Annotated in this window: 22 protein-coding genes; 13 read left to right on the top strand and 9 right to left on the bottom strand. The window is 71.4% G+C overall.

Annotation, left to right across the window (positions count from 1 at the left end):
- The first annotated feature begins 104 nt into the window (after positions 1-104).
- Both ACZ5U5_RS08510 and ACZ5U5_RS08515 read left to right on the top strand, forming a co-directional pair.
- The gene (locus ACZ5U5_RS08510) at positions 105-836 is read left to right on the top strand and encodes a hypothetical protein (RefSeq protein ID WP_469018083.1); all 732 of its coding nucleotides are present in this window, start codon (positions 105-107) and stop codon (positions 834-836) included.
- Entirely contained in the window at positions 833-2,158 is a 1,326-nt protein-coding gene (locus tag ACZ5U5_RS08515; RefSeq protein WP_469018085.1) for a sensor histidine kinase, read from the top strand. Before ACZ5U5_RS08510 ends, ACZ5U5_RS08515 begins: the two co-directional genes overlap by 4 nt.
- A 22-nt stretch (positions 2,159-2,180) precedes the next feature.
- Here the strand turns inward: ACZ5U5_RS08515 and ACZ5U5_RS08520 are convergent, their stop codons facing one another.
- The gene (locus ACZ5U5_RS08520) at positions 2,181-2,843 is read right to left on the bottom strand and encodes an NADPH-dependent FMN reductase (RefSeq protein WP_469018087.1); all 663 of its coding nucleotides are present in this window, start codon (positions 2,841-2,843) and stop codon (positions 2,181-2,183) included.
- Between the two features lie 82 nt (positions 2,844-2,925).
- On the opposite strand from ACZ5U5_RS08520, the gene ACZ5U5_RS08525 reads away from it, so the two are divergent.
- The 3 genes from ACZ5U5_RS08525 to ACZ5U5_RS08535 all read left to right on the top strand — a co-directional run bounded on the left by ACZ5U5_RS08525 (position 2,926) and on the right by ACZ5U5_RS08535 (position 5,376).
- The gene (locus ACZ5U5_RS08525) at positions 2,926-3,726 is read left to right on the top strand and encodes an aminotransferase class IV family protein (RefSeq protein WP_469018090.1); all 801 of its coding nucleotides are present in this window, start codon (positions 2,926-2,928) and stop codon (positions 3,724-3,726) included.
- 312 nt (positions 3,727-4,038) lie between these two features.
- Entirely contained in the window at positions 4,039-4,590 is a 552-nt protein-coding gene (locus ACZ5U5_RS08530; RefSeq protein WP_469018092.1) for a hypothetical protein, read from the top strand.
- A 123-nt stretch (positions 4,591-4,713) separates the two neighbouring features.
- Positions 4,714-5,376 (top strand): class F sortase, encoded by a 663-nt coding sequence (locus ACZ5U5_RS08535; protein WP_469018095.1) that lies wholly within the window; start codon positions 4,714-4,716, stop codon positions 5,374-5,376.
- A gap of 46 nt (positions 5,377-5,422) precedes the next feature.
- On the opposite strand, the gene ACZ5U5_RS08540 is transcribed toward ACZ5U5_RS08535, so the two are convergent.
- From ACZ5U5_RS08540 to ACZ5U5_RS08550, 3 genes are all read right to left on the bottom strand, one after another.
- Positions 5,423-6,205 (bottom strand): sulfite exporter TauE/SafE family protein, encoded by a 783-nt coding sequence (locus ACZ5U5_RS08540; RefSeq protein ID WP_469018098.1) that lies wholly within the window; start codon positions 6,203-6,205, stop codon positions 5,423-5,425.
- 146 nt (positions 6,206-6,351) lie between these two features.
- The gene (locus tag ACZ5U5_RS08545; RefSeq protein WP_469018101.1) at positions 6,352-6,543 is read right to left on the bottom strand and encodes a hypothetical protein; all 192 of its coding nucleotides are present in this window, start codon (positions 6,541-6,543) and stop codon (positions 6,352-6,354) included.
- Between the two features lie 52 nt (positions 6,544-6,595).
- On the bottom strand, positions 6,596-8,041 hold the full coding sequence (locus ACZ5U5_RS08550; RefSeq protein ID WP_469018104.1) for a ferredoxin reductase family protein: 1,446 nt from the start codon (positions 8,039-8,041) through the stop codon (positions 6,596-6,598).
- Between the two features lie 358 nt (positions 8,042-8,399).
- Here ACZ5U5_RS08550 and ACZ5U5_RS08555 point away from each other — a divergent pair, with 358 nt between their 5' ends.
- The 7 genes from ACZ5U5_RS08555 (at position 8,400) to ACZ5U5_RS08585 (ending at position 15,941) form a co-directional block, all read left to right on the top strand.
- The gene (locus ACZ5U5_RS08555; protein WP_469018106.1) at positions 8,400-9,659 is read left to right on the top strand and encodes an NAD(P)/FAD-dependent oxidoreductase; all 1,260 of its coding nucleotides are present in this window, start codon (positions 8,400-8,402) and stop codon (positions 9,657-9,659) included.
- 1 nt (position 9,660) lies between these two features.
- Positions 9,661-12,279: a nitrite reductase large subunit NirB gene (gene nirB, locus ACZ5U5_RS08560; protein WP_469018109.1), complete on the top strand. Its 2,619-nt coding sequence runs from the start codon at positions 9,661-9,663 to the stop codon at positions 12,277-12,279.
- A complete protein-coding gene (gene nirD / locus ACZ5U5_RS08565; protein WP_469018111.1) occupies positions 12,279-12,602 on the top strand; it encodes a nitrite reductase small subunit NirD in 324 nt (107 codons plus the stop codon). Before nirB ends, nirD begins: the two co-directional genes overlap by 1 nt.
- Before the next feature lie 45 nt (positions 12,603-12,647).
- Positions 12,648-13,232, top strand: coding sequence for a TetR/AcrR family transcriptional regulator (locus ACZ5U5_RS08570; RefSeq protein ID WP_469018114.1), 585 nt, complete (start codon positions 12,648-12,650; stop codon positions 13,230-13,232).
- 103 nt (positions 13,233-13,335) lie between these two features.
- Positions 13,336-14,112: an SDR family NAD(P)-dependent oxidoreductase gene (locus ACZ5U5_RS08575; RefSeq protein WP_469018117.1), complete on the top strand. Its 777-nt coding sequence runs from the start codon at positions 13,336-13,338 to the stop codon at positions 14,110-14,112.
- Positions 14,113-14,243: 131 nt separating this feature from the next.
- Positions 14,244-14,873 (top strand): hypothetical protein, encoded by a 630-nt coding sequence (locus ACZ5U5_RS08580; protein WP_469018119.1) that lies wholly within the window; start codon positions 14,244-14,246, stop codon positions 14,871-14,873.
- A 447-nt stretch (positions 14,874-15,320) separates the two neighbouring features.
- Positions 15,321-15,941: a hypothetical protein gene (locus ACZ5U5_RS08585; protein WP_469018121.1), complete on the top strand. Its 621-nt coding sequence runs from the start codon at positions 15,321-15,323 to the stop codon at positions 15,939-15,941.
- A gap of 51 nt (positions 15,942-15,992) precedes the next feature.
- Here the strand turns inward: ACZ5U5_RS08585 and ppdK are convergent, their stop codons facing one another.
- From ppdK to ACZ5U5_RS08600, 3 genes are all read right to left on the bottom strand, one after another.
- Positions 15,993-18,758 carry a pyruvate, phosphate dikinase gene (gene ppdK, locus ACZ5U5_RS08590; protein WP_469018123.1) on the bottom strand — a complete coding sequence of 922 codons (2,766 nt, stop codon included), beginning with the start codon at positions 18,756-18,758 and terminating at the stop codon, positions 15,993-15,995.
- Positions 18,759-19,256: 498 nt separating this feature from the next.
- Positions 19,257-20,387: a tRNA dihydrouridine synthase DusB gene (gene dusB / locus ACZ5U5_RS08595; RefSeq protein ID WP_469018125.1), complete on the bottom strand. Its 1,131-nt coding sequence runs from the start codon at positions 20,385-20,387 to the stop codon at positions 19,257-19,259.
- 49 nt (positions 20,388-20,436) lie between these two features.
- Positions 20,437-21,348: a helix-turn-helix transcriptional regulator gene (locus tag ACZ5U5_RS08600; protein WP_469018128.1), complete on the bottom strand. Its 912-nt coding sequence runs from the start codon at positions 21,346-21,348 to the stop codon at positions 20,437-20,439.
- Between the two features lie 101 nt (positions 21,349-21,449).
- On the opposite strand from ACZ5U5_RS08600, the gene ACZ5U5_RS08605 reads away from it, so the two are divergent.
- Positions 21,450-22,928: an MFS transporter gene (locus ACZ5U5_RS08605; protein WP_469018131.1), complete on the top strand. Its 1,479-nt coding sequence runs from the start codon at positions 21,450-21,452 to the stop codon at positions 22,926-22,928.
- Between the two features lie 105 nt (positions 22,929-23,033).
- Here ACZ5U5_RS08605 and ACZ5U5_RS08610 read toward each other — a convergent pair whose 3' ends face one another.
- Positions 23,034-23,615 (bottom strand): TetR/AcrR family transcriptional regulator, encoded by a 582-nt coding sequence (locus ACZ5U5_RS08610; protein WP_469018134.1) that lies wholly within the window; start codon positions 23,613-23,615, stop codon positions 23,034-23,036.
- 24 nt (positions 23,616-23,639) lie between these two features.
- The gene (locus ACZ5U5_RS08615) at positions 23,640-24,656 is read right to left on the bottom strand and encodes an aldo/keto reductase (RefSeq protein WP_469018138.1); all 1,017 of its coding nucleotides are present in this window, start codon (positions 24,654-24,656) and stop codon (positions 23,640-23,642) included.
- Between the last annotated feature and the right edge of the window lie 47 nt (positions 24,657-24,703).

Here is a 24,703-nt window from a genome sequence, read left to right on the forward strand (position 1 = left end):
GCCAGGCCGAAGGTCCCGAATCCCGCGTTTCCACCCCACATACCCCTGTCTGTTACACAACGTCCCGTTATCCGTGACGCGCGCTTCCTACCGTCGGTGGAGCCATGAACCTTTCCTGCCCTCACCGCCGCCTCCTGCGCCGTGCCGCCGTCCTCACCGCCACGGCGGCCGTCGTGCTGGCCGGATGCGGCAGCGTGGACGGGCTCGACGCCGGTGAGCCCGCGCCGTCCGTGTCCGTGCAGCCGCGCCCCCAGCCGCTCTGGCCCGCCTGGTCGAGCACGTCCCCCGAGGCGCCCGGCGCCGACACCGCCACCCACCAGCCGCCGCCACAGGCCCTGGAAGAGCTGCCGACGCTGGGCAAGGGCGGACTCCGTACGGAGGACTTCCGCGAGGTCCTGCGCGCCGACCCGCGGATGAAGCCGCTCGCCGACCGCGGCGAGATCGACCGCCCCGGGCAGGCCGGGCTGCGGCCGCCGCTCCTGACGGACCTGACCGGCGACGGACGCCCCGAGCTGCTCGTGGCCGCCGACACGGAGAGCGGCCGCAGCGTCCTCTCCGTCTACGAGGAGCGCGAAGGACGCGTTTATCCGGTCCTGTTCACCTCCGGGAAGCGCGTGAGCATCGAGACGCTCGGCAGGGACCTGCTGGTACGCAGTTCGTGCGCGGACGGCGGCCAGCAGGCCGTGCGGTTCCACTGGGACGGCGTACGGATGTCGACGGTGAGCGACACGAAGAACTACAAGAAGGACGGCTCCGGTGCCGACGGCTCCCCGTCGCCGACGCCCACCCCTACGCCCACTCCGGAGCCCTCGCGCGGCACGGACGGGCCGCGGTGAGAGGCGTCGGGCGGCGCGCTCGCGCCGCGCTCAACGCCCTCGGTCTGCGCTGGAAGATCGCCGCGCTGCTCGCGCTCGGCTGCGCGGTCGTCGCCGTCGCCATCGGGGTCCTCGTCCACCAGGCGCGGCTCGAACAGGTCTCCGAGAACGCCAGGTCGGGGGCGACCGCGCAGCTGGTGCGGGTGCGTCAGCTGTACGAGCTGACGGGGCAGGTCGACACCGCCGGAGACGCCCGTACGGACGCCGCCATCGACGCGCCCGATCTGCCCGCGTCGCTGCGAGCCGCCGCTCTGGACGGGCGGCGGACCACGTACCTCGACATGAGCGCCGAGCACCCCGTCGTGTGGGCGGCGCGCCCAGTAGGCGGCCACGTGCTCTCGGTCCGCGAGTCACTGACCGAACAGGCCGCGGAGATGGCGGAGTTCGACCGGCAGCTCCTTGCTTCGGGGGCCGTCGTCGTCATCCTCGCGGCACTGGGTGGCGCCGCGCTCGCCAGCCGCCTCAGCCGCGAGCTGCGGACCGCGGCGGCCACCGCGCGCCGCATCAGCCAGGGCGAACTGGACGCCCGTATCGACCATCCGCGCGTGCCGGGCAGTCGGCCCGGCAAGGACGAGGTGGCCGAACTGGCCGCCGCCGTCGACACGATGGCGGCGTCCCTGCAGCAGCGCATCGAGGCCGAGCAGCGCTTCACCGCCGACGTCGCCCACGAGCTGCGCACCCCGCTGACCGGTCTGCACACCGCGGCCGAACTGCTGCCGCAGAGCCGCCCCACGGAACTCGTACGTGACCGGGTGACCGCCCTGCGCACCCTCACCGAGGATCTGCTCGAAGTGGCGCGGCTCGACGCGGAGATGGAACGCCCCGACCTGGGCACGCATCCGCTGCGCGCGCTCACGGAGGGGATCGTGCAGCGGTCGGGGTGCGCGGTGCGGTTCGCGACGGCAGCAGAGAGCAGGGCGGACGGCTCGGGCTCGGGCTCGGGCTCGGGCTCGGGCGACACGCTCGTACGCACCGACGCGCGCCGTCTGGAGCGGATCGTCGCCAACCTCGTCGCCAACGCCCGCAGGCACGGGGCCGGTCCGGTCGAGGTGCGGGTGGCCGGGCCCGCGGTCACGGTCAGCGACCATGGTCCCGGCTTTCCCGAGCATCTCCTCAAGGAGGGCCCGCGGCGCTTCCAGACCGGAGCCCGCGAGCGCGGACAGGGCACGGGCCTGGGGCTGACCATCGCGTTCGGCCAGGCCCAGGCGATCGGCGCGCGGGTGGAGCTGCGCAACGCGGCGAGCGGCGGCGCGGTGGCGACGGTGCGCCTGCCGGAGGCCTGAGCCCGCGCAACCCCACACACGCTCAACTGCCGTACGGGCGGGCCTCCTTGGCGCTGCGCAGCGCCCACGCCCACCAGTGGAGCTGGTCGAGCATCGACTTGGCGGCGGCGTTGGCGGCCGTCGGGTCCTTGTGGGTGCCGTCGTCGGCGAAGAGGCCGCCCGCGTTGTGGAAGGAGACGGTGTCGCGAATCGTCATGGTGTGCAGTTCGGCGAAGACCGGGCGCAGGTGCTCGACCGCGCGCAGGCCGCCGGAGAGCCCTCCATAGGAGACGAAGGCGAGGGGCTTGGCCTGCCACTCGGCGTTGTGCCAGTCGATGAGGCTCTTGAGGGAGGCGGGGTAGGAGTGGTTGTACTCGGGGGTGAGGACGACGAAGGCGTCTGCGGCGGCCAGCTTCGGCGTGACCTTGCCGAGCTCGGCGAGGGTCTCGTGCGACGGGTTGAAGGAGAGCGCGGTCGGCAGGTGGGAATCGGCCAGGTCGATGACGTCCACCTCGAAGTCCGCCCGCTCCCCGATCCGCGCGAGCAGCCACTCGGCGACGATCGGCCCGAAGCGGCCCTCGCGATTGCTCCCGATGATGACGGCAACGCGCAGGGGTGCGGCGGACTCGGTGGAGAACGCGACGGTGGTCGCGCTGGAAAACGTGGCGGTGGACGGGGAATCAGTGGCATTCGTGTTCTGGGTCATGAGAGGAGCGTCGTTGCTCAACCTAGGTTGAGGTCAAGCGGGACGTGCGGGGAGTTTCCGGAGGCGTCGTACGGTGACGGCCATGACGACAACTCCTCCGGCAGCTCCTCCGCCCCTGCAGCGCATCGAGATCGACGGGCGGGACGTCACCGCGGACCGGCTGCTGTGGGCCGCGCTCGGCGGCGTGGGGCACTTCACCGCGATGCAGGTCAGGGGTGGCGCGACGCGCGGGCTCGGGCTGCATCTGGAGCGGCTCGACGCGGCCACCCGTGAGCTGTTCGACCGGGAGCTGGACGGCGAGCACGTGCGCGGGCTCATCCGGCACGTGCTCCGCGACGACATCGCCGACGCCTCCGTACGCGTCCACGTCCACGCACCCGAGGGCGAGCCGTCCGTGACGGTCACCGTCCGGGCGCCGGCCGAGATGTCCGAGAACCCGCAGGCCCTGCGGTCCGTCCCGTACCAGCGGCCCTTCCCGCACATCAAGCACATCGGCGGCTTCGGGCAGGCCCTCCACGGAGAGCTCGCCCGGCGGGCGGGCTTCGACGACGCGCTGCTCACCGGGCACGGCGGAACGATCAGCGAGGGTGCCGTCACGAACATCGGCTTCCACGACGGCGCCGAGGTCGTCTGGCCCGACGCGCCCTGCCTGACCGGCATCACCATGCAGCTGCTCGAAGCGCGCCTCACGGCCGCCGGGATCCCCACGCGCCGGGCGCCGGTCACGCTCGCCGACCTCTCCTCGTACTCGGCCGCCTTCGTCACCAACGCGCGCGGCATCGCGCCGGTGCGGCGGATCGACGACACCGGCTTCGCGGTCGACGAGAAGCTGATGGTGACACTGGCGGAGCTCTACGCCGACGTTCCCTGGGACGCCGTCTGAGGTGGGATCAGGTCGGGTCACGGGGCACGTGAGGAGGGGCGGCGGAGAGACGTCCGGTCGGCCCAGGGGTCACCCATTCACAGGCGCCCCGCGTCCCCTTCGGACACTGCTCGGCGACACGCCGAGTGACCTGCTGGAATGTTCCCGCCGAAAGGTCAGAAGCCGCTCCACCGCACGCTTTCTGACAGCTCTTCAGGAGGCGTACGTCGCCGAGTGCCACTTACCTCGGTAGCGCGGGGTTCGACCGACGCAGCGGCACTTGGAGGTGCCGCGGGCCGTGCCCTCTGATGGCCCCTCGGAGGAGCAAGCACGATGCGCAAAGCCCGCCTGCTGACCACTGCCGCGCTCGCCGTCGCATCGGCGGCCCTGCTGGCACCCCCCGCCGCGGCCGCCGTGCGCGACGCGGGCGGCGGCCTTCAGGTCCACCCGGCCACCGTCATGCCGGGCTCCACGGTCACCGTGGACACCACCGCCTGCGGCAGCGACGGGGCCGCGACGGGCGACGCGAGCGCGGTCGGCGCCGGCACCTTCACGCTCGCCCCGGACACGCACAAGGAGAACGCGACCGGCACGTTCAAGGTGCCGCCGTCGGCCCAGCCCGGCACCTACGAGATCGCCGCGCAGTGCTCCGGCTCCGGCGCGGACGGCAAGCAGGTGGCGGGCGACCTGATCGTGACGATCACCTCCACCGCCGCCGCCCGCGATGCGCAGCAGGTGACCCCGAAGGGCCATGTGAAGACGGGGGTCGGCGGCGCTCTCGGCCCCGACCCCGTGCAGACCGCGGCGGGAGTGGCGGCGCTTGCCGTCGCCGCCGCGGGCGGTACCTGGCTCCTGCATCGCCGGGCGAGAGGCGACAGGATCTGACGGACACCCTCCGCTGTCCACCGGTACCGCCAGCCCCCTCCCCCTCCGGGTCCACCGGTCCCAAGTGGACCCGGAGGGGGATGCGGGGACCGGCCTCCCCGAACCCTGAGGGGGACGAGTCGATTGACGCGCAGGAAGAATCCCGGCAGGAAACACCCCGGCAGGAAAGCCGTCAACTCCGCCATAGGCACGGTCACCGTCCTCGCCCTGTGCTCCGGCGCGTGGCTGCTGCACAACGGCACGGAGTCCCATCCCCCGCCGCAGCCGTCCGCCGAGCAGGCCGCGTCGGCCCACCCCCGGTCCGGCGACGCCCCGGCCGCCGCGGCGCTGCCCCCGTCCCCGCCCGACCGGATCCGGATCCCCTCGATCCGGATCGACGCGCCTCTCATGGGGCTCGGTCTGACGCGGCAGGGCAGCCTGGACGTACCGCCGCCGAAGAAGACGAATCTCGCGGGCTGGTACGAGTCGGGGACCACGCCGGGCGAGACCGGCACCGCCGTCGTGGCGGGGCACGTCGACAACGCGGACGGCCCGTCCGTCTTCTACGACCTGGGCGGTCTGACCCGGGGCCGGACCATCGAGATCGAGCGCAGGGACGGCAGCGTCGCGGTGTTCACCGTCGACGCGAACGAGGTCTACGACGCGAAGGAGTTCCCGGACGCCAAGGTGTACGGGGCGGCGGACCGGCCGGAGCTGCGGGTGATCACGTGCGGCGGCGGTTACTCGAAGACGACGGGGTACGAGGGCAATGTCGTGGTGTTCGCGCATCTGACGGGCGTGCGCTGATCACCGGCCGGAGGGTTGCGGTTGGCCGGTCCCGCCACACCAACCGCTATGCGAACCACTGCTCGTACGCCATCTTCGCCACGAGCCCGAACACGGTGGTGAGCAGCACGATCCGGACGAAGCCGCTGCCCTTCTTCAGCGCGGTGTGCGCCCCGAACATGCCGCCCGCGAGGTTGAAGACGGCCATCAGCGCGGCCAGTTGCCACAGGACCGCGCCCTGCCAGGCGAACATCGCGAGGGCGCCCGCGTTGGTGCAGCAGTTGACGATCTTGGCGGTGGCGGAGGCGGACACCAGGTCGAGGTGGAGCACGGCGGTCAGCGCGAGCACCAGGAAGGTGCCGGTGCCGGGCCCGATGAGGCCGTCGTAGAACCCGATGCCGAGGCCCGCGAGGCCGATGGCGGCGAGGATGCGCTTGGGCGACGCGGGGCGGGCGGAGGGCGCGGTGCCGAAGGCGGGCCTGAAGATGACGAAGGCCCCGACGCCGAGCAGCACCACCATGATCACGGGCTTGAGCACCTCGGTGCTCATGCCGGCGGCGAAGAAGGCGCCGCCCATGGACCCGGCGAGCGCGGCCAGGCCGATCCGGACGGCGGTGGGCACGTCGACCGGCGTCTTCCTGACGTAGGTCACCGCGGCGCCGGTCGTCCCGACGATGGCCACGGCTTTGTTCGTCCCGAGTGCGTGCGCGGCCGGGGTCCCGGGCGGCAGGCCGAGGAGCAGGGCGGGCAGCAGGAGGAGCCCGCCGCCGCCCACCACCGCGTCGATCCAGCCGGCCGCGAGTGCGGCGATGCAGAGGACGACGACGGTGGTCAGAGATATGTCGGGCATGATCGCGACCTTATGGAGGGGTGATCACGCCGTCCATGAATTCAGGGAGAGTTGAGGGACTTCAGAGGTTTCGTTCTTCCCCGTCCCCTGTCCCCCCGTCCCTCGTCCCTCGTCCCTTGTCCCTCGTCTCCCGTCCCTCGCCACCGCTACGGCGCAGCCTGAGGTGCAGGAACCCCCGCCGGGGCGCGATCGGGTGCCGGTGGCGCCGCCGGGTCGACCGTGAGGGCGAGCACGGTGGCGACCAGCGCGCTCGCTCCCGCGAGGCCCGTCGCCAGTTTGCGGCGTGCCTGCACGGTGGGGCCCAGGACCGGGCCCACGGGTTTGCGATGACGTCCCACGTCAGCCCCTCTCCAGGTTCGAAAGTCTCAGTTCGAAAAGTCATGGTGGTTCTCAAAAGGTGAAGCACTCGGCGTGGATGCGCTCCTGGGGCACCCCGGCCCGTACGAGCGACACGGTGGCGGAAGCGGCCATCCCTGGCGGCCCGCACAGGTAGACGTCGTGCTCGGCGAGGTCGGGGATCAGATTGCGCAGGGCCTGCGGGGCGAGCGGATCGAAGGAGGCGTCGGACCGGCCGAGCAGATAGTGCAGGCCCGCTCCCCTGCTCCGGGCGATAGCCTCCAGCTCCTCCCGCAGCACGAGCTGCTCCGCGCTGCCGGCCCGGTAGAGGAGCGTGAGGTCCCCGGGCCCGCCGGGCAGCGTCTCGAACAGCGCCCGCATCGGGGTGATCCCCACCCCGCCCGCGAGCAGCAGCACCTTGCGCCGCGTACGCCGATGGGCGGTCAGCGCCCCGAAGGGCCCCGTGGCGAGCACCCGCGTCCCCGGCTTCAGGCGCCGCATCCGCCGTGTGTGGTCGCCCAGGGCTTTCACGGTGATCCGGAGGGTGTCGTCGCGCACGGGCGCGGACAGCGAGAACGGCAGCGCGGTGCGCCACAGCCTGCGCCGCAGGAAGCGCCAGCGGAAGAACTGTCCGGGTTCGGCGCGCAGTTCGTCGAGCCCGATGCCCTGCATGACGACCGACACGACACCGGGGCCCTCGTCGCGTACGTCGATGACGCGCAGGCTGTGCCGCAGCGCCTGCCGCACGGGCACGACGACGCGGTACCAGACGAGCAGCACGGCCACCGTGGCGTGCAGCATCGACCACAGCCACACCGTCAGGATGCTGCCCGCCACGTCGGGCCCCGCGAGCTGGTGCACGAAGCCGAGCGCCACGCCGAGGTAGGTCAGCAGGTGCACGGCCCGCCAGGTCTCGTGCGGGACGCGGCGCCGCATCGCACGCGCCGAGGTGACACCGACGGCGAGCAGCAGGGCGGTGCCCGCGCAGGCCAGGGCGAGGCCCGGGTAGCCGAGCAGGTCGAGGCCGGCGCTGAGGAGGTCGGTGTCGGCGTGGGCGGCGTATCCGCACAGGGCGAGCAGGGCGTGGGCCAGGCACAGGCTGAGCACGTAGCGGCCGCCCTGGGCGTGCAGCCGGGCGAGCCGGTCGGCGCCGACGCCGTGCTCGACCGCGGGCACGCGGGCCATCAGGAAGAGCATGACGAGGACGCCGTACCCGGCGAGCAGGCCGGTGAGATGGGCACCGGTCGCGAAGAGCACATCGAGCCGGGCCGAGGGTTCAACTTGCACGGCCCAAAGCGCGGTGACGGCGACCGCCATACCGAGGATTCCGTTGCGCAGGGCGATGGGGGTGACGCGAATCGGCGAAACGGGGGTGGCGGCGGCCCGGGGCCGCGGGGGCACCGGTGGCATCGGCGGAACCTGCGGCCCGTCCGTCTGCCGCAGGTACGCGGACAGCGCGGGGTACGCGTCAAGGCGGGAATCGGTCACGTCGGTGGTCACGGCCGCAGACTAGGCGTGGGGCTCCGGCAAAAACGCCTGGTCAGCCGGATACGACTGATCCTTAAGGCACCCTTGAGGATTGCCTCAACGAGGGTTAAGTCCAGTTCGCCAGAAGGCCACTACGGGGCAATCGGGCGGGTGGGCGGGTGGGCGGGAAAGCTAGTTCGTCCGGGGTCGGATGCGGGGTGAACGGGCGGGTGGGCGGGAAAGCTCGTCCGTCCAGGGCCGGACGCGGGCCACCCCCAAGGCCCCCGGCCAGACCCCTCACATCCAGTTCCGGCCCCCGCTGAGGGCAGCGTTCCCCCAGGGAAACAGTCAGGATGCCGCCGGGTAACACCGCCCCCGCACGCTGCCGTACATGACCTCATCGACCCCGAGCCCCGCGACCCCCGTGGTGGTGATCGGCGGCGGCCTAGCCGGTGTCCGCCTCGCCCAGCGGCTCGGGGGCTCCGGCGACGAAACCCGCCGCGTCACCCTCATCGGAGAGGAGCCGCACGCCCCGTACAACCGCGTGCTCCTCGCCGACGTCCTCTCCGGACGACTCGACCCCGAGGTCATCGGCCTTCCGCCCGCCCCCGCCGAGTTCCTCCGCACCCGCGCCGTCCGCGTCGACCGCGCGGACCGGATCGTGCACTGCGCGGACGGCAGCGTCGTCCCGTACGGCACGCTCGTCCTCGCGACCGGCTCGAACCCGGTGCTCCCGCCGCTGCGGGGCCTCTTCGAGCCCGGCGCGGTGGAGCTGCCGCGCGGCGTGCACGCCTTCCGGACGATGGACGACTGCCTGGCCCTGTCCAAGGCCGTCGTACCCGGAACCCGCGTAGTCGTCATCGGCGGCGGCCTCCTCGGCGTATCGGCCGCCCGCGCGCTGGCCGTGCGCGGCGCCCAGGTCGTCCTCACCCAGCAGGGCGACCGCCTCATGGAGCGCCAGCTCGACCCCGCCGCGAGCGCACTCGTGCACCAACACCTCACCGAACTCGGCGTGGAAGTGCACACCGAGTGCCGTGTACGCGGGGTTCGCCAGACCGACGGGGCCATCCGCTCGGTGGAGCTCGCCGACGGCTACGTACTCGGCACCGACCTCACCGTCCTCGCCTGCGGCGTCCGCCCCCGCACGGGCCTCGCGCAGGCCGCGGGCCTGGACGTGCGCCGCGGCATCGTCGTCGACGACGAGCTGCGCACCTCCGACCCGCACATCCGCGCCATCGGCGACTGCGCCGAGCACTCCGGCGAGGCCCGCTGCCTGGCGGCGCCCGCGCTGGAACAGGCCGACGCGCTGGCGGACAGCCTGCTCTCCCCGCGGGACGCCCGCCCCTACGCCGGCACCCGCGCCCTCACCCGCCTCACCCTGCACAACGGACGCCCCGGCTCCGCTCCCCTGGACCTGGCGGCCTTCGGCGACCCCGAGCACCGGCCCGACGACGACGTCGTCCAGCTCGCGGACGCCACCCGTGGCACGTACCGCAAGGTCGTCGTGCGCGGTGACCGGCTCGTCGGCGGCGTACTGCTCGGCGAACTGACCGCCGTCGGCGCGCTCGCCCGCGCCTGGGAGGCCGACGACCAGCTGCCCGACGACGGCAGCCCCCTGCTCCACCTGCTCACCAACGACGGAGGCCTCTGAGATGCCCACGGACACGGACACCCCCCGCCCCCGCCACGGCGCGCACGACAACACCATCGTCCTTGTCGGGCACGGCATGGTCGGCCAGCACTTCCTGGAGGCCATCGCCGCCCGCGGCCTCACCGACAACCACCGCGTGGTCGTCCTGTGCGAGGAGCCGCGGCCCGCCTACGACCGCGTACAGCTCACCTCGTACTTCGCGGGCCGCACACCCGACGAACTCTCCCTCACGGACCCGGAGTTCATCGCGAAGCACGGCATCGAGCTGTACGTCGGCGACCCCGCCGAGACCGTCGACCGCGACGCGAAGACCGTCACCGCGCGCTCGGGGCAGACCTTCGCCTACGACACCCTGGTCCTCGCGACCGGCTCCTTCCCCTTCGTGCCGCCGGTGCCGGGCAAGGACACGACGGGCTGTTTCGTCTACCGCACGATCGAGGACCTGCTCGCCATCGAGGAGTACGCGAAGACGTACGCCACGACCGGCGCCGTCGTCGGCGGCGGGCTGCTGGGCCTGGAGGCCGCGGGCGCGCTGCGCGGCCTCGGACTCGACACGCATGTGGTGGAGTTCGCGCCGCGGCTGATGCCCGTACAGGTCGACGAAGGCGGCGGCGCCGCGCTCCTGCGCACCATCACCGGCATGGGCCTGACCGTGCACACGGGCGTCGGCACCCAGGAGATCGTCGGCACGGAGGGTGCCGTCAGCGGGATGAAGCTGTCGGACGGCAGTGAACTCGCCACCGATCTCGTCGTGTTCTCCGCCGGCGTCCGCCCCCGCGACCAACTCGCCCGCGACAGCGGCCTTTCGGTGGGCGAACGCGGCGGCATCACCGTCGACGAGCAATGCCGCACCAGCGACCCGTCCGTGTACGCGATCGGCGAGTGCGCCCTGGCGTCGGACGGCCGGGTCTACGGCCTGGTCGCGCCCGGCTACGAGATGGCCGAGACCGTCGCCGCCTCCATCGCCGCGGAGGAGTCGAGCTTCACCGGCGCCGATCTCTCCACCAAGCTGAAGCTGCTCGGCGTGGACGTCGCCTCCTTCGGAGACGCGCACGGCGCGACCCCGGACTGCCTGGACGTCGTCTACTCCGACTCGCGCTCGGGCACGTACAAGAAGCTGGTCATCGGCACGGGTGGTGAGCTGCTCGGCGGTGTCCTGGTCGGTGACGCGGAGGCGTACGGCGTGCTGCGGCCGATGACCGGGAGCGTGCCGCCGGTCTCGCCGGAGCAGCTGGTGCTTCCCGCGGGCGCGGGCGGCCCGGTGTCGATCGGCCCATCCTCACTGCCGGACTCCGCGGTCATCTGCTCCTGCCACAACGTCACCAAGGGCTCCATCCGCGGCGCCGTCACCGAGCACAACTGCACCACCGTGCCCGAGGTCAAGAAGTGCACCAAGGCCGGTACAGGCTGCGGCAGTTGCGTGAAGGTGCTCGGCCAGTTGGTGAACGACGAGCTTGAGGCGTCGGGCGTCGAGGTCGACAAGGGCCTGTGCGGCTGCTTCGGCCAGACCCGCCAGGAGCTGTACGAGATCGTCCACACCCTGGGGATCACCTCCTACCGTCAACTCCTGGACTCCCACGGCCGCGAGTCCGCCCGTGGCACGGAGGGCTGCGAGACCTGCAAGCCGACGGTCGGCTCGATCATCGCCTCCCTTGCCCCGACGATCGGCGCCGACGGCTACGTACTCGAAGGCGAGCAGGCGTCCCTCCAGGACACGAACGACCACTTCCTCGCCAACCTCCAGAAGAACGGCTCGTATTCGGTCGTGCCGCGCATCCCCGGCGGCGAGATCACCCCGGAGAAGCTGATCGTGATCGGCGAGGTGGCCAAGGACTTCGGTCTCTACACGAAGATCACCGGCGGCCAGCGCATCGACATGTTCGGCGCACGCGTGGAGCAACTTCCGCTGATCTGGACGCGGTTGGTGGACGCGGGATTCGAGTCGGGTCACGCGTACGGCAAGTCGCTGCGGACGGTGAAGTCCTGCGTCGGGCAGACCTGGTGCCGTTACGGCGTCCAGGACTCGGTCCGGATGGCGATCGACCTGGAGCTGCGCTACCGCGGCCTGCGCTCCCCGCACAAGCTGAAGTCGGCCGTCTCGGGATGCGCCCGCGAATGCGCGGAGGCCCAGTCCAAGGACTTCGGCGTGATCGCCACGTCGAGCGGCTGGAACCTGTACGTGGGCGGCAACGGCGGCGCGACCCCGCGCCACGCGGACCTGCTCGCCCAGGACCTGTCCGATGCCGAACTGGTGCGCCTCATCGACCGGTTCCTGATGTTCTACATCCGTACGGCGGACCGCCTGGAGCGCACATCGACCTGGCTGGAGCGCATCGAGGGCGGCCTCGACCACGTACGGGACGTGGTCGTCCATGACTCGCTCGGCCTCTGCGACGAACTGGAGGCCCTGATGGCCGACCACGTCGCGCACTACCGCGACGAGTGGTCCGAGACCATCAACGACCCCGAGCACCTCGCGCGGTTCGTGTCCTTCGTGAACGCGCCGGACGTCCCGGACCCGACCGTGAGCTTCGTCCCGGAACGGGACCAGATCAAGCCGGACCTGCCGCTGCTCTCCATCGGCTCCCGCCCCCGCGACCTGGAAGGTGCTGCATCCTGATGAGCATTCAACTCCATTTGGAAGACGACTGGTTCGAGGTCTGCGACCGCGCGCACCTCCAGCCTGGCCGCGGCATCGCCGCGCTGCTCCCCGACGGCCGCCAGGCCGCGCTCTTCATCGACCGCGCGGGCCGCGCGTACGCGATCGACAACCGCGACCCGTTCACGGGCGCCGCGGTGCTCTCGCGGGGCCTGCTCGGCGCGGCGGCGGGCCGGCCGTTCGTCGCGTCGCCGCTCCTGAAGCAGCGGTTCGACCTGGAGACGGGGCAGTGCCTGGACGACGACTCGGTGACGGTCCAGACGCACCGGGTCCGGCTGGCCTAGCAGCTTTACTTGACCGAGCGTTCCAGTCAGCCCTAGTCTCCCCTCGTGGCCAGGACCAAGGAATTCGATCCGGACGCCGCGCTCCAGTCAGCCCTAGAGCTGTTCTGGCGGCGCGGTTACGAGGCGACGTCGATGGCCGACCTCGTCGAAGAACTGGGCATCGGCCGCGCCAGCCTCTACGCGACCTTCGGCAACAAGCACGACCTGTACCTGAAGTCACTGGAGCGGTACGCCGAGTCCCAGAACCCGCGACTGCTCGCCGAGCTCTCGCAGCCGGGCCCCGCACTGCCCGCCGTCCGTGCGGTGGTCCGCCGCTTCGGGGCCGAGGCGGCCTCCGAAACGGGACGCCTGAACGGCTGTTTCATCACCAACACGGCAGCCGAGCTCGGCCCGCACGACGAGGCGGCTACCCGCCGCGTCGAGCGCAGCTGGGAGCACATGGAGACGCTGCTGCACTCCGCGCTCGTCCGCGCCCAGGCGCAGGGCGAACTCCCCGAGGACCGCGATCCGCTCGCCCTCGCGCGCATGCTGCTGACCCTGATGCAGGGGCTGCGCGTGGTCGGCAAGGCGTCGAAGGACCCGGCGCGGGTGCGGGACGCGACGGAGCAGGCGCTGACCCTGCTCGACTGAGCCCTCTTTTCCTGAATCCTCCGGCCTCTTTTTTCATGCCCCGATACTGAACCGATCGTTCAAGAAACCCTTCAAGAAACCAATTCAAGAAAAGAGTTCCGTCATGACTTCAGCACCGCGCACCCGCTTCGCCGGCCGCACCGCCCTCGTCACCGGCGGCGGCTCCGGCCTCGGCCGCGCCATGGCGCTCGCGTTCGCCGCCGAGGGCGCGAACGTCGTCGTCGCCGGGCGCACCGAAGGCCCCCTCAAGGAGACCGTGGGCCTCATCGAGGATGCGGGCGGCACGGCGCTCGCCGTCCCGGCCGACGTCTCGCGCTCCGCGGACCTCGCGGCGCTCGTCGATGCCACCGTCGAGCGGTTCGGCTCGCTGGACGTGGCCGTCAACAACGCGGGCGTCCTGCGTGCCGGGCAGCCGGTCGCGGAGCTGCCCGAGGAGGACTGGCGGACGATGCTCGACATCAACGTCACCGGCGTACTGCTCGCGCTCCAGGCCGAGGTGCGGCAGATGCGTACCCAGCCCGGCGGCGGGGCGATCGTCAACATCTCCTCCAACCTCGGCGCCCACACCAGCCTGCCGGGCACCATCGGTTACGGCGTCACCAAGGCCGCCGTCTCCGCGCTGACCAAGGGCGCCGCGGTCGAGCACATCGGCGAGGGGGTGCGGATCAACGCGGTGAGCCCCGGCTCGTCCGACACCACCATGTCGCTGCTCCCGGGCGAGAGCGAGGCCGGGCGCGCGGAGCGGATGAAGGGCGCGACGCCGCTCGGCCGCGTCTCGTCGACCGCGGAGGTCGCGGCCGCCGTGCTCTACCTCACCTCGGACGAATCGGCGTCGGTGGTGGGCGCGGACCTGGTCATCGACGGGGGCGCCGCAGCCTGACTCCCCGCCCTTCCCGCACCGGCGCGGTCCTGGCGAGCGAAGTGGGCGGTACGCGGCGCTGAAAGGGTGAGACGGCGCGGCCCCCGTGCTTCCGCCTTGCGGCAGGACGCGGCCGGTCCTAGCGTCGCGCCATGAGCGGACGTACGGGCGACACAGGTGCGGCGGGCGGCACGGGCGCCACGGGCCGCGCCGCGGGCAAGAGGATCACCGAGAAGCTGTCGGACGAGGCGCTGCGCGAGGCGACCGGCAAGGGGTGGCCGCAGTGGTTCGCGGTGCTCGACGCCTGGGGCGCGGCCTCCCGGGGCCACACGGAGATCGCCCGCCACGTACGCGAGGACCACGGCGTCGACGGCTGGTACGCCCAGTCCGTGACCGTCGGCTACGAGCAGGAGCGGGGTCTGCGCGAGGTCGGCCAGAGCAGCACGGGCGACTGGCGGACGAGCGGCAGCAAAACGATCGAGGCTTCGGCGGCCCGGGTCATCGAGGCCTTCGCGGACGACGGCGTACGCGGCCGCTGGCTCCCCGGCACCGACATCACGCTGCGCACGCACCGCCCCGCCAAGTCGGTGACCGCCGACTTCAAGGACGCGACGGGCGCCACCAGCCGTCTCTCCGTGGGTGTGACCGTCAAGGGCACGGCGAAGACACTGGTGGGCGTCCGGCACGAGAAGCTGGCGGACGCGGCGGAGGTGGCGGCGTACAAGGCGTTCTGGCGCGAGCGCCTGGCCGAACTCAAGTCCCTGCTGGAGAACGCCGAGTAGCCCCACCGTTCCCCCGGGCACTCGGAGGGGGCGCACTCCGCGTCCCGCACGCCCGGAAGCGTCCCGCACCCCCGGAATTCGGCCGCATATACCTTTCGCTGCGTCCATCGGCCCCGGCTCCACGGAAGTCATGCGGCAAGGCCCCGGCAACCGTGAGCGGCCCGGGGCACGGGAGACCGGACGGAGTCGACATGGTGGAGCAGGGCGGGCGCAGGAGCGCCGCCGGGCTGGCGGAGGACCCAGCAGATCTGGCGTACCGCGCGATGCTGGCCCACGGCCTTAACTGCCCCCGCTGCCAGTGCAACTGGCGCGAGTGCCCCACCCGCCGGGCCCTGGCAGCCATACTGCGCGAGGCACGCCGCTGACGCCCACGGGCAGCCCGACGGGCAGCGCGAGGCCGTCCAGGCCACCGAAACCAGGCAAGTAGGGCGAGTAGGAAATCAAGCGATGACATTGCATTCCGATGTGGCCGAGCTCCTCGCGGAGGCCGGCCTCGCCGACGTGGACGAGGACGAGGCCGTCGCGGATGACCACGCCCGGACGTCCGCGTACCTCCGCGTCGTCTCGGTCGTCGCTGCCTCGCAGAGCCGCGACCGGGACCGCAGGATCGTGGCCACGATCCTGCGCGACCCCGACGCAAGCGGGGCCAAGACGGCGGTGGTCGCCCTCGTGGACAGGATCGCGTGGAAGGTGAGCGGTCCCGCCGAGTTCCGGCAGTGGTCGGACGACCTGCTGCCGGAGATCGACCGGCTCCCCGTCGAAGCCTTCCGCGACTTCATTCGCCGCCGCATCCAGGACTGGCTGTTCCACCTGTCCGTCGAGGACGGTCACGTGCCGACGGCGGCCGAGTTGGCGGAGGTCACGGACTGGATGCAGCGCTACCTGGCGGAGGGATCGACGTCGCCTGCGGTACTCGCCGTGGTCGCCGAGTCGGCCCGCACCAGGAAGACACGCAACATCGCGGAGAACCGGTCAAGGAGCCGCGAGCTGAGAACGACCGAAGGGGCAGCTCCCCCGCACAGGGAACTGCCCCTTCGTGGTGAACCGGGACCGACGCCGCATCGGTGAGGGTCGGGGACACGGCGTCGGCCCCGGAGTTCTGCCGGTGGCCCGTCAGGACTACCGGTGGTCGCTGCCCGCCGACTCGGAGGCGGCGCGGCCGGCTTCGAGGCGGGCCACCGGGATGCGGAACGGGGAGCAGGAGACGTAGTCCAGGCCCACCTCGTGGAAGAAGTGGACGGACTCCGGGTCGCCGCCGTGCTCGCCGCAGACGCCGAGCTTCAGGTCCGGGCGGGTGGCGCGGCCCGCCGCCACGGCGTCCCGCACCAGCTTGCCCACGCCGTCCTTGTCGATGGTCTCGAAGGGGGAGACACCGAAGATGCCCTTCTCCAGGTAGGCGGTGAAGAACGAAGCCTCCACGTCGTCCCGCGAGAAGCCCCAGACGGTCTGCGTGAGGTCGTTCGTGCCGAAGGAGAAGAACTCGGCGGCCTCGGCGATCTGGTCCGCCGTGAGCGCGGCACGCGGCAGCTCGATCATGGTGCCGAGCGCCAGCTTCAGCGCCACGCCGGTCGTCGCCTCGACCTCCGCGATGACCTGCTCGGCCTCCTCGCGGACGATCTCCAGCTCCTGGACCGTGCCGACGAGCGGAATCATGATCTCCGCGCGCGGGTCGCCCTTGGCGTTCTTGCGCTCGGCGGCGGCCTCGGCGATGGCCCGTACCTGCATGGTGAACAGGCCGGGGATCACGAGACCCAGGCGTACGCCGCGCAGGCCCAGCATCGGATTCTGCTCGTGCAGGCGGTGCACGGCCTGGAGCAGGCGCAGGTCGTTCTCGTTGGAGTCCTTGCGGGACTCGGCGAGGGCGACCCGGACGGACAGCTCGGTGATGTCCGGCAGGAACTCGTGCAGCGGCGGGTCCAGGAGACGGACCGTGACCGGGAGGCCGTCCATCGCCTCGAAGAGCTCCACGAAGTCGCGCTTCTGGAGCGGCAGGAGCTCCTTGAGGGCTTCCTCCCGCTCGCCGTCCGCGTCGGCGAGGATCAGCCGCTCGACCATCTCGCGGCGCTCACCGAGGAACATGTGCTCGGTGCGGCACAGGCCGATGCCCTGGGCGCCGAAGCGGCGGGCGCGAAGGGCGTCCTCGGCGTTGTCCGCGTTGGCGCGCACCCGCAGGCGGCGTACTCGGTCCGCGTACGCCATGATCCGGTGCACGGCGCCGACCAGCTCGTCCGCGTCGTCGGCACCGGCGTGCATGCGGCCCTCGAAGTACTCGACGACCGGCGACGGGACGACGGGCACCTCACCGGCGTAGACCTTGCCGGTCGAGCCGTCGATGGAGACGACGTCGCCCTCCTCGATGACCACACCGCCGGGCGCGGTCAGGCGGCGCCGCTTGGTGTCGACCTCGATCTCCTCGGCGCCGCAGACGCAGGTCTTGCCCATGCCGCGGGCGACGACTGCGGCGTGCGAGGTCTTGCCGCCGCGGGAGGTGAGGATGCCCTCGGCCGCGATCATGCCGTCGAGGTCGTCCGGGTTGGTCTCACGGCGGATGAGGATGACCTTCTCGCCCGAACGCGACCACTTGATGGCCGTGTACGAGTCGAAGACCGCCTTGCCGACCGCGGCACCGGGTGACGCGGCGATGCCCCGGCCGAGCTGCTCGACCTTCGCGGTGTCGTCGAAGCGCGGGAACATCAGCTGGGCGAGCTGGGCGCCGTTGACGCGCTGCAGCGCCTCGGCCTCGTCGATCAGGCCCTGGTCGACGAGCTGCGTCGCGATACGGAAGGCGGCACCGGCGGTGCGCTTGCCGACGCGGGTCTGGAGCATCCACAGCTGGCCGCGCTCGATGGTGAACTCGATGTCGCACAGGTCCTTGTAGTGCGTTTCGAGGGTCTCCATGATCTGCATGAGCTGGTCGTACGACTTCTTGTCGATCTGCTCAAGATCTGCGAGCGGGACGGTGTTGCGGATGCCCGCCACCACGTCCTCGCCCTGTGCGTTCGTCAGGTAGTCGCCGTACACGCCCTGGTGGCCGCTGGCCGGGTCGCGGGTGAACGCGACGCCCGTGCCGGAGTCCGGGCCGAGGTTGCCGAAGACCATCGAGCAGATGTTGACCGCGGTGCCCAGGTCACCGGGGATGCGCTCCTGGCGGCGGTAGAGCTTGGCGCGGTCGGTGTTCCACGACTCGAAGACCGAGCGGATGGCGAGGTCCATCTGCTCGCGCGGGTCCTGCGGGAAGTCGCGGCCCGCCTCGGTCTTGACGATCTTCTTGAACTTCGTGACCAGCTTCTTCAGGTCCGCGGCCTCCAGGTCGGTGTCGACCGTGACCTTCTTGGCGGCCTTGGCGGCCTCCAGGGCGTCCTCGAAGAGCTCGCCGTCGACGTCCATGACGGTCTTGCCGAACATCTGGATGAGGCGGCGGTAGGAGTCCCACGCGAAGCGGTCGTCGCCGGACTGCTTGGCGAGGCCGGTCACCGACTTGTCGGAGAGCCCGATGTTCAGGACGGTGTCCATCATCCCGGGCATCGAGAACTTGGCGCCCGAGCGGACCGAGACGAGCAGCGGGTCGTTGGCCTGACCGAGCTTCTTGCCCATCTTCCGCTCAAGGGCGTCGAGGTGGGCACTCACCTCGTCACGCAGCTCGACCGGCTCCTCGCCGCTGGCGAGGTAGGTCTTGCAGGCCTCAGTGGTGATCGTGAAGCCCGGAGGAACGGGCAGCCCGAGGTTGGTCATCTCGGCGAGGTTCGCGCCCTTCCCGCCGAGAAGGTCCTTGAGGTTCCTGTTGCCCTCGGTGAAGTCGTAAACGAACTTCACCGCCGCATCGCTCGCGTCGCTCGCGTCGTTCGCGTCGTTCTGCGCTACGTGGGGATCTTTGTTTTCCGACACGGGTCTCGACTCCTCGAGGACTCGGTGGCTGCCCTGACGGCGAGGAACATACCCAGATCGAAGGCGCATGGGTACGTCCACTTGTGCGTCATGCGGCCGTAACCACCCGTCCGCCAGTAGATCGAAAGTGACTCAGCGGTAGCTGGACGGGCGATCATTCGTTCAACTCTTGAAGACGCAACGCCCGTAGACCTGGGGTTTTGCTCAAATGAGCGCAAGATTCTCAGATGTGAGTTCATCTCATGAATGATCGAGCAGTGGCACTGAGTGCCACCCCTTGGAGAAGTGCAGTCACCCTGAAACCGCTCATCTGAGCGCCACACCTATCAGGGGTGGCGAGAATCACGCCGTTTGAAGCGGCCTGATGTCAGCATCCGGACGCGTGGCGAGACGATTCGCGCGCCGGTCAGTCCCCGTCGGACGCCGCGGCCGGAAACGGGAAGGGGGTTCAGGCCAAATCTCGCGCAGGCGGCACTTCAGCCGCCCGCAGGCGGCGGTTCAGCCCCCCGACGTGTCCAGCTCCGCGTCCTCGCTGATGCCCGCGCAGTCGTACGGGTCCTTCAGCCAGCCGTCCGGCAGGACAACGCGGTTGTTGCCCGACGTACGGCCGCGCGGGCCGTCCGCTCCCGTGGGCCACGACTGGTCGAGGTCCAGCTCGCCGAGCCCGTCCTCCAGTTCGGCGAGGGACGAGGTGATCGCGAGACGCTTGCGCATCTCCGAGCCGACCGCGAAGCCCTTCAGGTACCAGGCCACGTGCTTGCGGAAGTCGATCACACCGCGCGCCTCGTCGCCGATCCACTCGCCGAGGAGCGTCGCGTGGCGGAGCATCACGGCCGAGACCTCGCGCAGGTTCGGCGCCTTGGGCGCGCCCGTGCCCTCGAAGGCGGCGACCAGGTCGGCGAAGAGCCAGGGGCGGCCGAGGCAGCCGCGGCCCACGACGACTCCGTCGCAGCCGGTCTCCTTCATCATCCGCACCGCGTCGTCGGCGGACCAGATGTCGCCGTTGCCGAGCACCGGGATCTCGGGGACGTGCTCCTTGAGGCGGGCGATGGCGTCCCAGTCGGCGGTGCCGCCGTAGTGCTGGGCGGCCGTGCGGCCGTGCAGGGCGATCGCCGTGACGCCTTCCTCGACGGCGATGCGGCCCGCGTCGAGGAAGGTGATGTGCTCGTCGTTGATGCCCTTGCGCATCTTCATGGTGACGGGCAGGTCCCCGGCACCGCTGACGGCCTCGCGGAGGATCGCGCGAAGAAGGGGCCTCTTGTACGGGAGCGCGGAGCCGCCTCCCTTGCGGGTGACCTTGGGGACGGGGCAGCCGAAGTTCAGGTCGATGTGGTCGGCGAGGTTCTCCTCGGCGATCATGCGGACCGCCTTGCCCACCGTCGCGGGGTCGACGCCGTACAGCTGGATGGACCGGGGCTTCTCGGTCTCGTCGAAGTGGATCAGCTGCATGGTCTTCTCGTTGCGCTCGACCAGCGCCCGCGTGGTGATCATCTCGCTGACGAAGAGGCCCTTGCCGCCGCTGAACTCCCGGCACAGCGTACGGAACGGCGCGTTCGTGATGCCCGCCATGGGTGCGAGCACGACGGGCGGCCGCACGGCGTGCGGGCCGATCTGAAGCTGGGGCTCCATGGCGCGGGATTCCTCCGGGGCGAGCAGTTCTGAAGCGAGGGCAGACCTCTTATTGTCCCCCATCCGCGCGCGTGCCCACGCGCCCCGCCTTCACCAGGCGGTACAGCTCCTCCGTGGCCGCCTGCGAGCGGGCGTCGGCCGGGACGTACGTCCCCAGGCGCGGGCCCTCGGCCGGGCCGAGCCACAGCCCGTGGTACGTGAAGTGCAGCGGGCCCACGGCCGGATTGTTGAAGCGCTTGGACTGGTCGACCGCCTGCATCACCTCGTGCCGCTCCCACAGCTCGCGGAACTCCGGCGACGCGTTGCGCAACCTCCTGAGCAGCGTCTTCCACGCCGGGTCCGCGAGGTGCCCCGCCATCCGCGCCCGGAACCTCGCCACCATCCGGCGCATCGTCTCCGCCCGGTCGTCCATGCCGGCCTGCCAGCCGGGGTGGGTGAAGGTCAGCCACATGCAGTTGCGGTCCTCGGGCGGCAGCGCGTCGAGGTCGGTGAGGAGATTCCCGTACGTCACGTTGTGGGCGAGGATGTCGTAGCGGGCGTTCTGCACGCACGCGGGGTACGGCTCGAGCTGGGTGACGATCCGCAGCAGGCCCTGCGGGACCGACGCGGTCTCGGCTGCCGGGGAGGGGTCGGTGGTGCCCGCGAGCTGGAAGAGGTGCGCGCGCTCACCGGCGTCCAGCATCAGGGCGCGGGACAGCGCGTCCAGCACCTGCGCCGAGACATGGATGGCGCGGCCCTGCTCCAGCCACGTGTACCAGGTGACGCCCACCGTGGAGAGGTGCGCGACCTCCTCGCGGCGCAGCCCCGGCGTGCGGCGGCGCGGACCGCGGGGCAGGCCCGCCTGCTCGGGTGTGATGCGCTCCCGGCGACTGCGCAGGAAGTCGGCGAGCTCGCTGCGGCGGATGCGGTCGCCTGGCGGCGGGGTCGGCGCTGTGGTGTCCATGGGAACGGCTTTGTCCATGGGGACAGCTTGCCCGCGGTCCGACCCTGTTTCCAGGTAGTACAGGTACCAGGATAAAGAGACTCTGGTACCAGGCTGAAGGTTCGACGAGCGTCGTACTCGTGAACCTGACGAAATCCACGGCCCACGTCCTGAAGCCCGCCCACGTCCTGAAGCCCGGCCCGGCCACCCTTCGTGATCCTGTGCCGGGCGGCTCCCCCGCCCTGTCTCCGCTCGGCCTCATCACCGTCCTGCTCGGTGCCGCGCTGCCGATGATCGACTTCTTCATCGTCAACGTCGCCCTGCCCAGCATCGAGCACGACCTGCACGCCTCTCCCGCCACCCTGGAGATGGTCGTCGCGGGTTACGCCGTCGCGTACGCCGTGCTGCTCGTGCTCGGCGGCAGGCTCGGCGACACCTACGGGCGCCGCCGCCTCTTCCTCTGGGGTGTCGCCGCCTTCGGCGTGACCTCGCTGGCCTGCGGGCTCGCGCCCGGCGCCTGGTGGCTCGTGGGGGCGCGGGTCGCCCAGGGCGCGGCGTCCGCGCTGATGCTGCCGCAGGTGCTCGCCACCATCCACGCGACGACGCGGGGCGAGCGGCGGTCCAGGGCGGTCGCCCTCTACGGCTCGGTGGGCGGCATCTCCATCATCCTCGGCCAGGTGCTCGGCGGCGTTCTGGTCTCCGCCGATCTGGCGGGCACCGGCTGGCGCGCGGTGTTCCTGGTGAACGCGCCGGTGGCGGTCGCCGCGCTGCTCTGCGCGGTGCGGGCGGTGCCGGACAGCCGGGCCGAAGAGCCCACCCGCAGCGATGTCGGCGGCACGCTGCTGCTCGCCGCGGCCCTGATCGCGCTGCTCCTTCCCCTGACCGAGGGCAGGGCCGCGGGCTGGCCCCTGTGGTCGCTCCTGTCGCTGGCCGCCTCGCCGTTCCTCGCCTGGGCGTTCGCCCGCGTAGAGCTGCGCGCCGAGCGCAGCGGGGGCAGTCCGCTGCTGCCCCCGTCGCTGCTGCGTGAACCGGGTGTACGGAGGGGGCTCGTCCTCGGCCTGCCCATCTTCACCGGCTTCGCCGGGTGGATGTTCGTCAGCGCGGTGACGCTTCAGCAGTGGCTCGGCTTCAGCCCCCTGAAGTCCGGTCTGACGCTGATCCCGATGGGCGTCGCGCAGTTCGCGGCGTCGATGCTCGCGCCGCGCCTGGTACAGCGGCTCGGCAGCCGCGGTCTTACGCTGTGCGCGCTGGTGCACGGTGCCGGGCTCGCACTGCTCGCCCTGACGGTGCTGTGGACGCCGTACGCCTCGCTGAACCCGGTGGTCCTCGCGCCGGGCCTCGCGCTGTGCGGCCTCGGCCAGGGCGTGCAGCTCGCCCTCTACTACCGCATCGTGCTCGCCGCGGTGCCGGCGGCGAAGGCGGGCGCGGGCAGTGGGCTCGCGGCGACGGTCCAGCAGTCGTGCCTGGCCCTCGGTGTCGCCACCCTCGGCTCCCTTTTTCTGGCCCTGGTACCGGCCGCGGGGATGCGGGACGCGTTCGCGATTGTCCTGGCGGTTCAGGTGGTCGGGCTCGTCGGCCTGGCGCTCCTGAGCCTGCGGCTGCCTCGGAGGCTCGCTTGAGGCGAGGCGGCAGTGCCTTGGGGTGCGGTGCGGGATTCGTCGTGGTTGATCGAGGAGCGGAGGAGGGTGTAGAGCGGCTGCGGCAGGCCTGGGGGGCGTCCCGTCCTAGGCCCGCAGTCCCCGCACCGTCAGGTCGAGTACCGCCGTGAACGCGGCCTCGATGTCGGGGCGGGACCAGTGGGAGGCGTAGGACGGGTCGTGGAAGCGGCTCGTGGCGTCGAAGACGGCGCGGGCCGAGACCGCGGCGTCCGACGAGGCGAACTCGCCCGCGTCCACACCCTGTTGCACGATCGCGGTCAGCTGGCCCGTGAGATCGGCGATGTGTGCGTCCACCACGCCGCTGTTCTCCTCGGTCAACACCGTGTACGTGGCGAAGAGTTCGGGGTCGTCGCCGGCCTTGTGCTGCTTGGCGGCGAAGAGGCCCGCGAGCCAGTGGCGCAGCTTCGCCTCGGGGTGCTCGGCGCCGGTGACGATTCCGGACAGGGACTCCGACGTACGGTCCAGCCAGCGCTTGGTTACCGCGCCGCGCAGTTCCGCCTTCGTGCGGAAGTGGCGGTACACCGTGCCATGACTGACCCCCAGCGCGCGGGCCACGTCCACGACCGTGGCCTTCGCCGCGCCGTGGCGGCGCAGCATCTCCTCCGTGGCTTCGAGGATGCGCTCGGGGGTCAGGGTGCCGGTTGCCATGACAGTGACCGTACCCGGGAGGGATCAGTGCTCGCTGTCGAGGTGCGCCATCTGTGCCTCGGGGTAGCGCGCGCCGGCGGCGGCGCCCACGGGGACCGCCTGCTCGATCGCGGCGAGGTCGGCCTCGCCGAGCGTCACGTCGAGAGCGCCGAGCGCCTCGGCGAGCCGGTCGCGGCGACGGGCGCCGACGAGCGGCACGATCACGGCATCGTGCCGGGACCCCTGGGCGAACACCCAGGCGATGGCGGTCTGCGCGACGCTGACCCCCTTCTGCTCCGCGATCTTGCGGAGGGCGTCGACCAGATCGAGGTTCCGGTCGAGATTCTCGCCCTGGAAGCGGGGGCTCATCGCCCGGAAGTCGTTCGCGGCCAGCTTGCGGTCGCGGGTGAAGTGGCCTGAGATCAGACCGCGGGAGAGCACTCCGTACGCCGTGATCCCGATGCCGAGCTCGCTGACCGTGGGCAGGATCTGCTGCTCGATGCCGCGGGAGATGAGCGAGTACTCGATCTGTACGTCCGAGATGGGGGCGGTGGCGGCGGCACGACGGATGGTGTCGGCGCCGACCTCCGAGAGGCCGATGTGCCGGACGTACCCCTTCTCGACCAGCTCGGCGATCGCGCCGACGGTCTCCTCGACGGGGACGTCGGGGTCGATGCGGGCGATCCGGTAGACGTCGATGTGGTCGACGCCGAGCCGCTGCAAGGAGTACGCGGCGAAGTTCTTGACGGCCGCGGGCCGCCCGTCGTATCCGGACCAGCCGCCGTCCGGGTCGCGGAGGGCGCCGAACTTGACGCTGGTGAGCGCCTGTTCGCGGCGCGCGGCGGGGGCGGAACGGAGGGCTTCGCCGATCAGGATCTCGTTGTGACCCATGCCGTAGAAGTCGCCGGTGTCGATGAGGGTGACGCCCGCTTCGAGAGCGGCGTGGATGGTTGCGATGGACTCGGCCCGGTCCGCGTCGCCGTACAGGGCGGACATGCCCATGGTGCCGAGGCCCAGGGCGGAGGTGTGGGGGCCGGTGGTTCCGAGGGTGAGAGTACGCATGCGTTCACCATGCCATGACAGATGACAGATTTCAATATCTGTCATCT

The organism is Streptomyces sp. NPDC033177 (genome assembly GCF_055577715.1).

Coding starts and splice junctions, on each gene's coding strand:
- ACZ5U5_RS08510 (WP_469018083.1), top strand. CDS start 105: ATGAACCTTTCCTGCCCTCACCGCCGCCTCCTGCGCCGTGCCGCCGTC.
- ACZ5U5_RS08520 (WP_469018087.1), bottom strand. CDS start 2,843: ATGACCCAGAACACGAATGCCACTGATTCCCCGTCCACCGCCACGTTT.
- ACZ5U5_RS08525 (WP_469018090.1), top strand. CDS start 2,926: ATGACGACAACTCCTCCGGCAGCTCCTCCGCCCCTGCAGCGCATCGAG.
- ACZ5U5_RS08530 (WP_469018092.1), top strand. CDS start 4,039: ATGCGCAAAGCCCGCCTGCTGACCACTGCCGCGCTCGCCGTCGCATCG.
- ACZ5U5_RS08540 (WP_469018098.1), bottom strand. CDS start 6,205: ATGCCCGACATATCTCTGACCACCGTCGTCGTCCTCTGCATCGCCGCA.
- ACZ5U5_RS08555 (WP_469018106.1), top strand. CDS start 8,400: ATGACCTCATCGACCCCGAGCCCCGCGACCCCCGTGGTGGTGATCGGC.
- nirB (WP_469018109.1), top strand. CDS start 9,661: ATGCCCACGGACACGGACACCCCCCGCCCCCGCCACGGCGCGCACGAC.
- nirD (WP_469018111.1), top strand. CDS start 12,279: ATGAGCATTCAACTCCATTTGGAAGACGACTGGTTCGAGGTCTGCGAC.
- ACZ5U5_RS08575 (WP_469018117.1), top strand. CDS start 13,336: ATGACTTCAGCACCGCGCACCCGCTTCGCCGGCCGCACCGCCCTCGTC.
- ACZ5U5_RS08580 (WP_469018119.1), top strand. CDS start 14,244: ATGAGCGGACGTACGGGCGACACAGGTGCGGCGGGCGGCACGGGCGCC.
- ACZ5U5_RS08585 (WP_469018121.1), top strand. CDS start 15,321: ATGACATTGCATTCCGATGTGGCCGAGCTCCTCGCGGAGGCCGGCCTC.
- dusB (WP_469018125.1), bottom strand. CDS start 20,387: ATGGAGCCCCAGCTTCAGATCGGCCCGCACGCCGTGCGGCCGCCCGTC.
- ACZ5U5_RS08600 (WP_469018128.1), bottom strand. CDS start 21,348: ATGGACAAAGCCGTTCCCATGGACACCACAGCGCCGACCCCGCCGCCA.
- ACZ5U5_RS08610 (WP_469018134.1), bottom strand. CDS start 23,615: ATGGCAACCGGCACCCTGACCCCCGAGCGCATCCTCGAAGCCACGGAG.
- ACZ5U5_RS08615 (WP_469018138.1), bottom strand. CDS start 24,656: ATGCGTACTCTCACCCTCGGAACCACCGGCCCCCACACCTCCGCCCTG.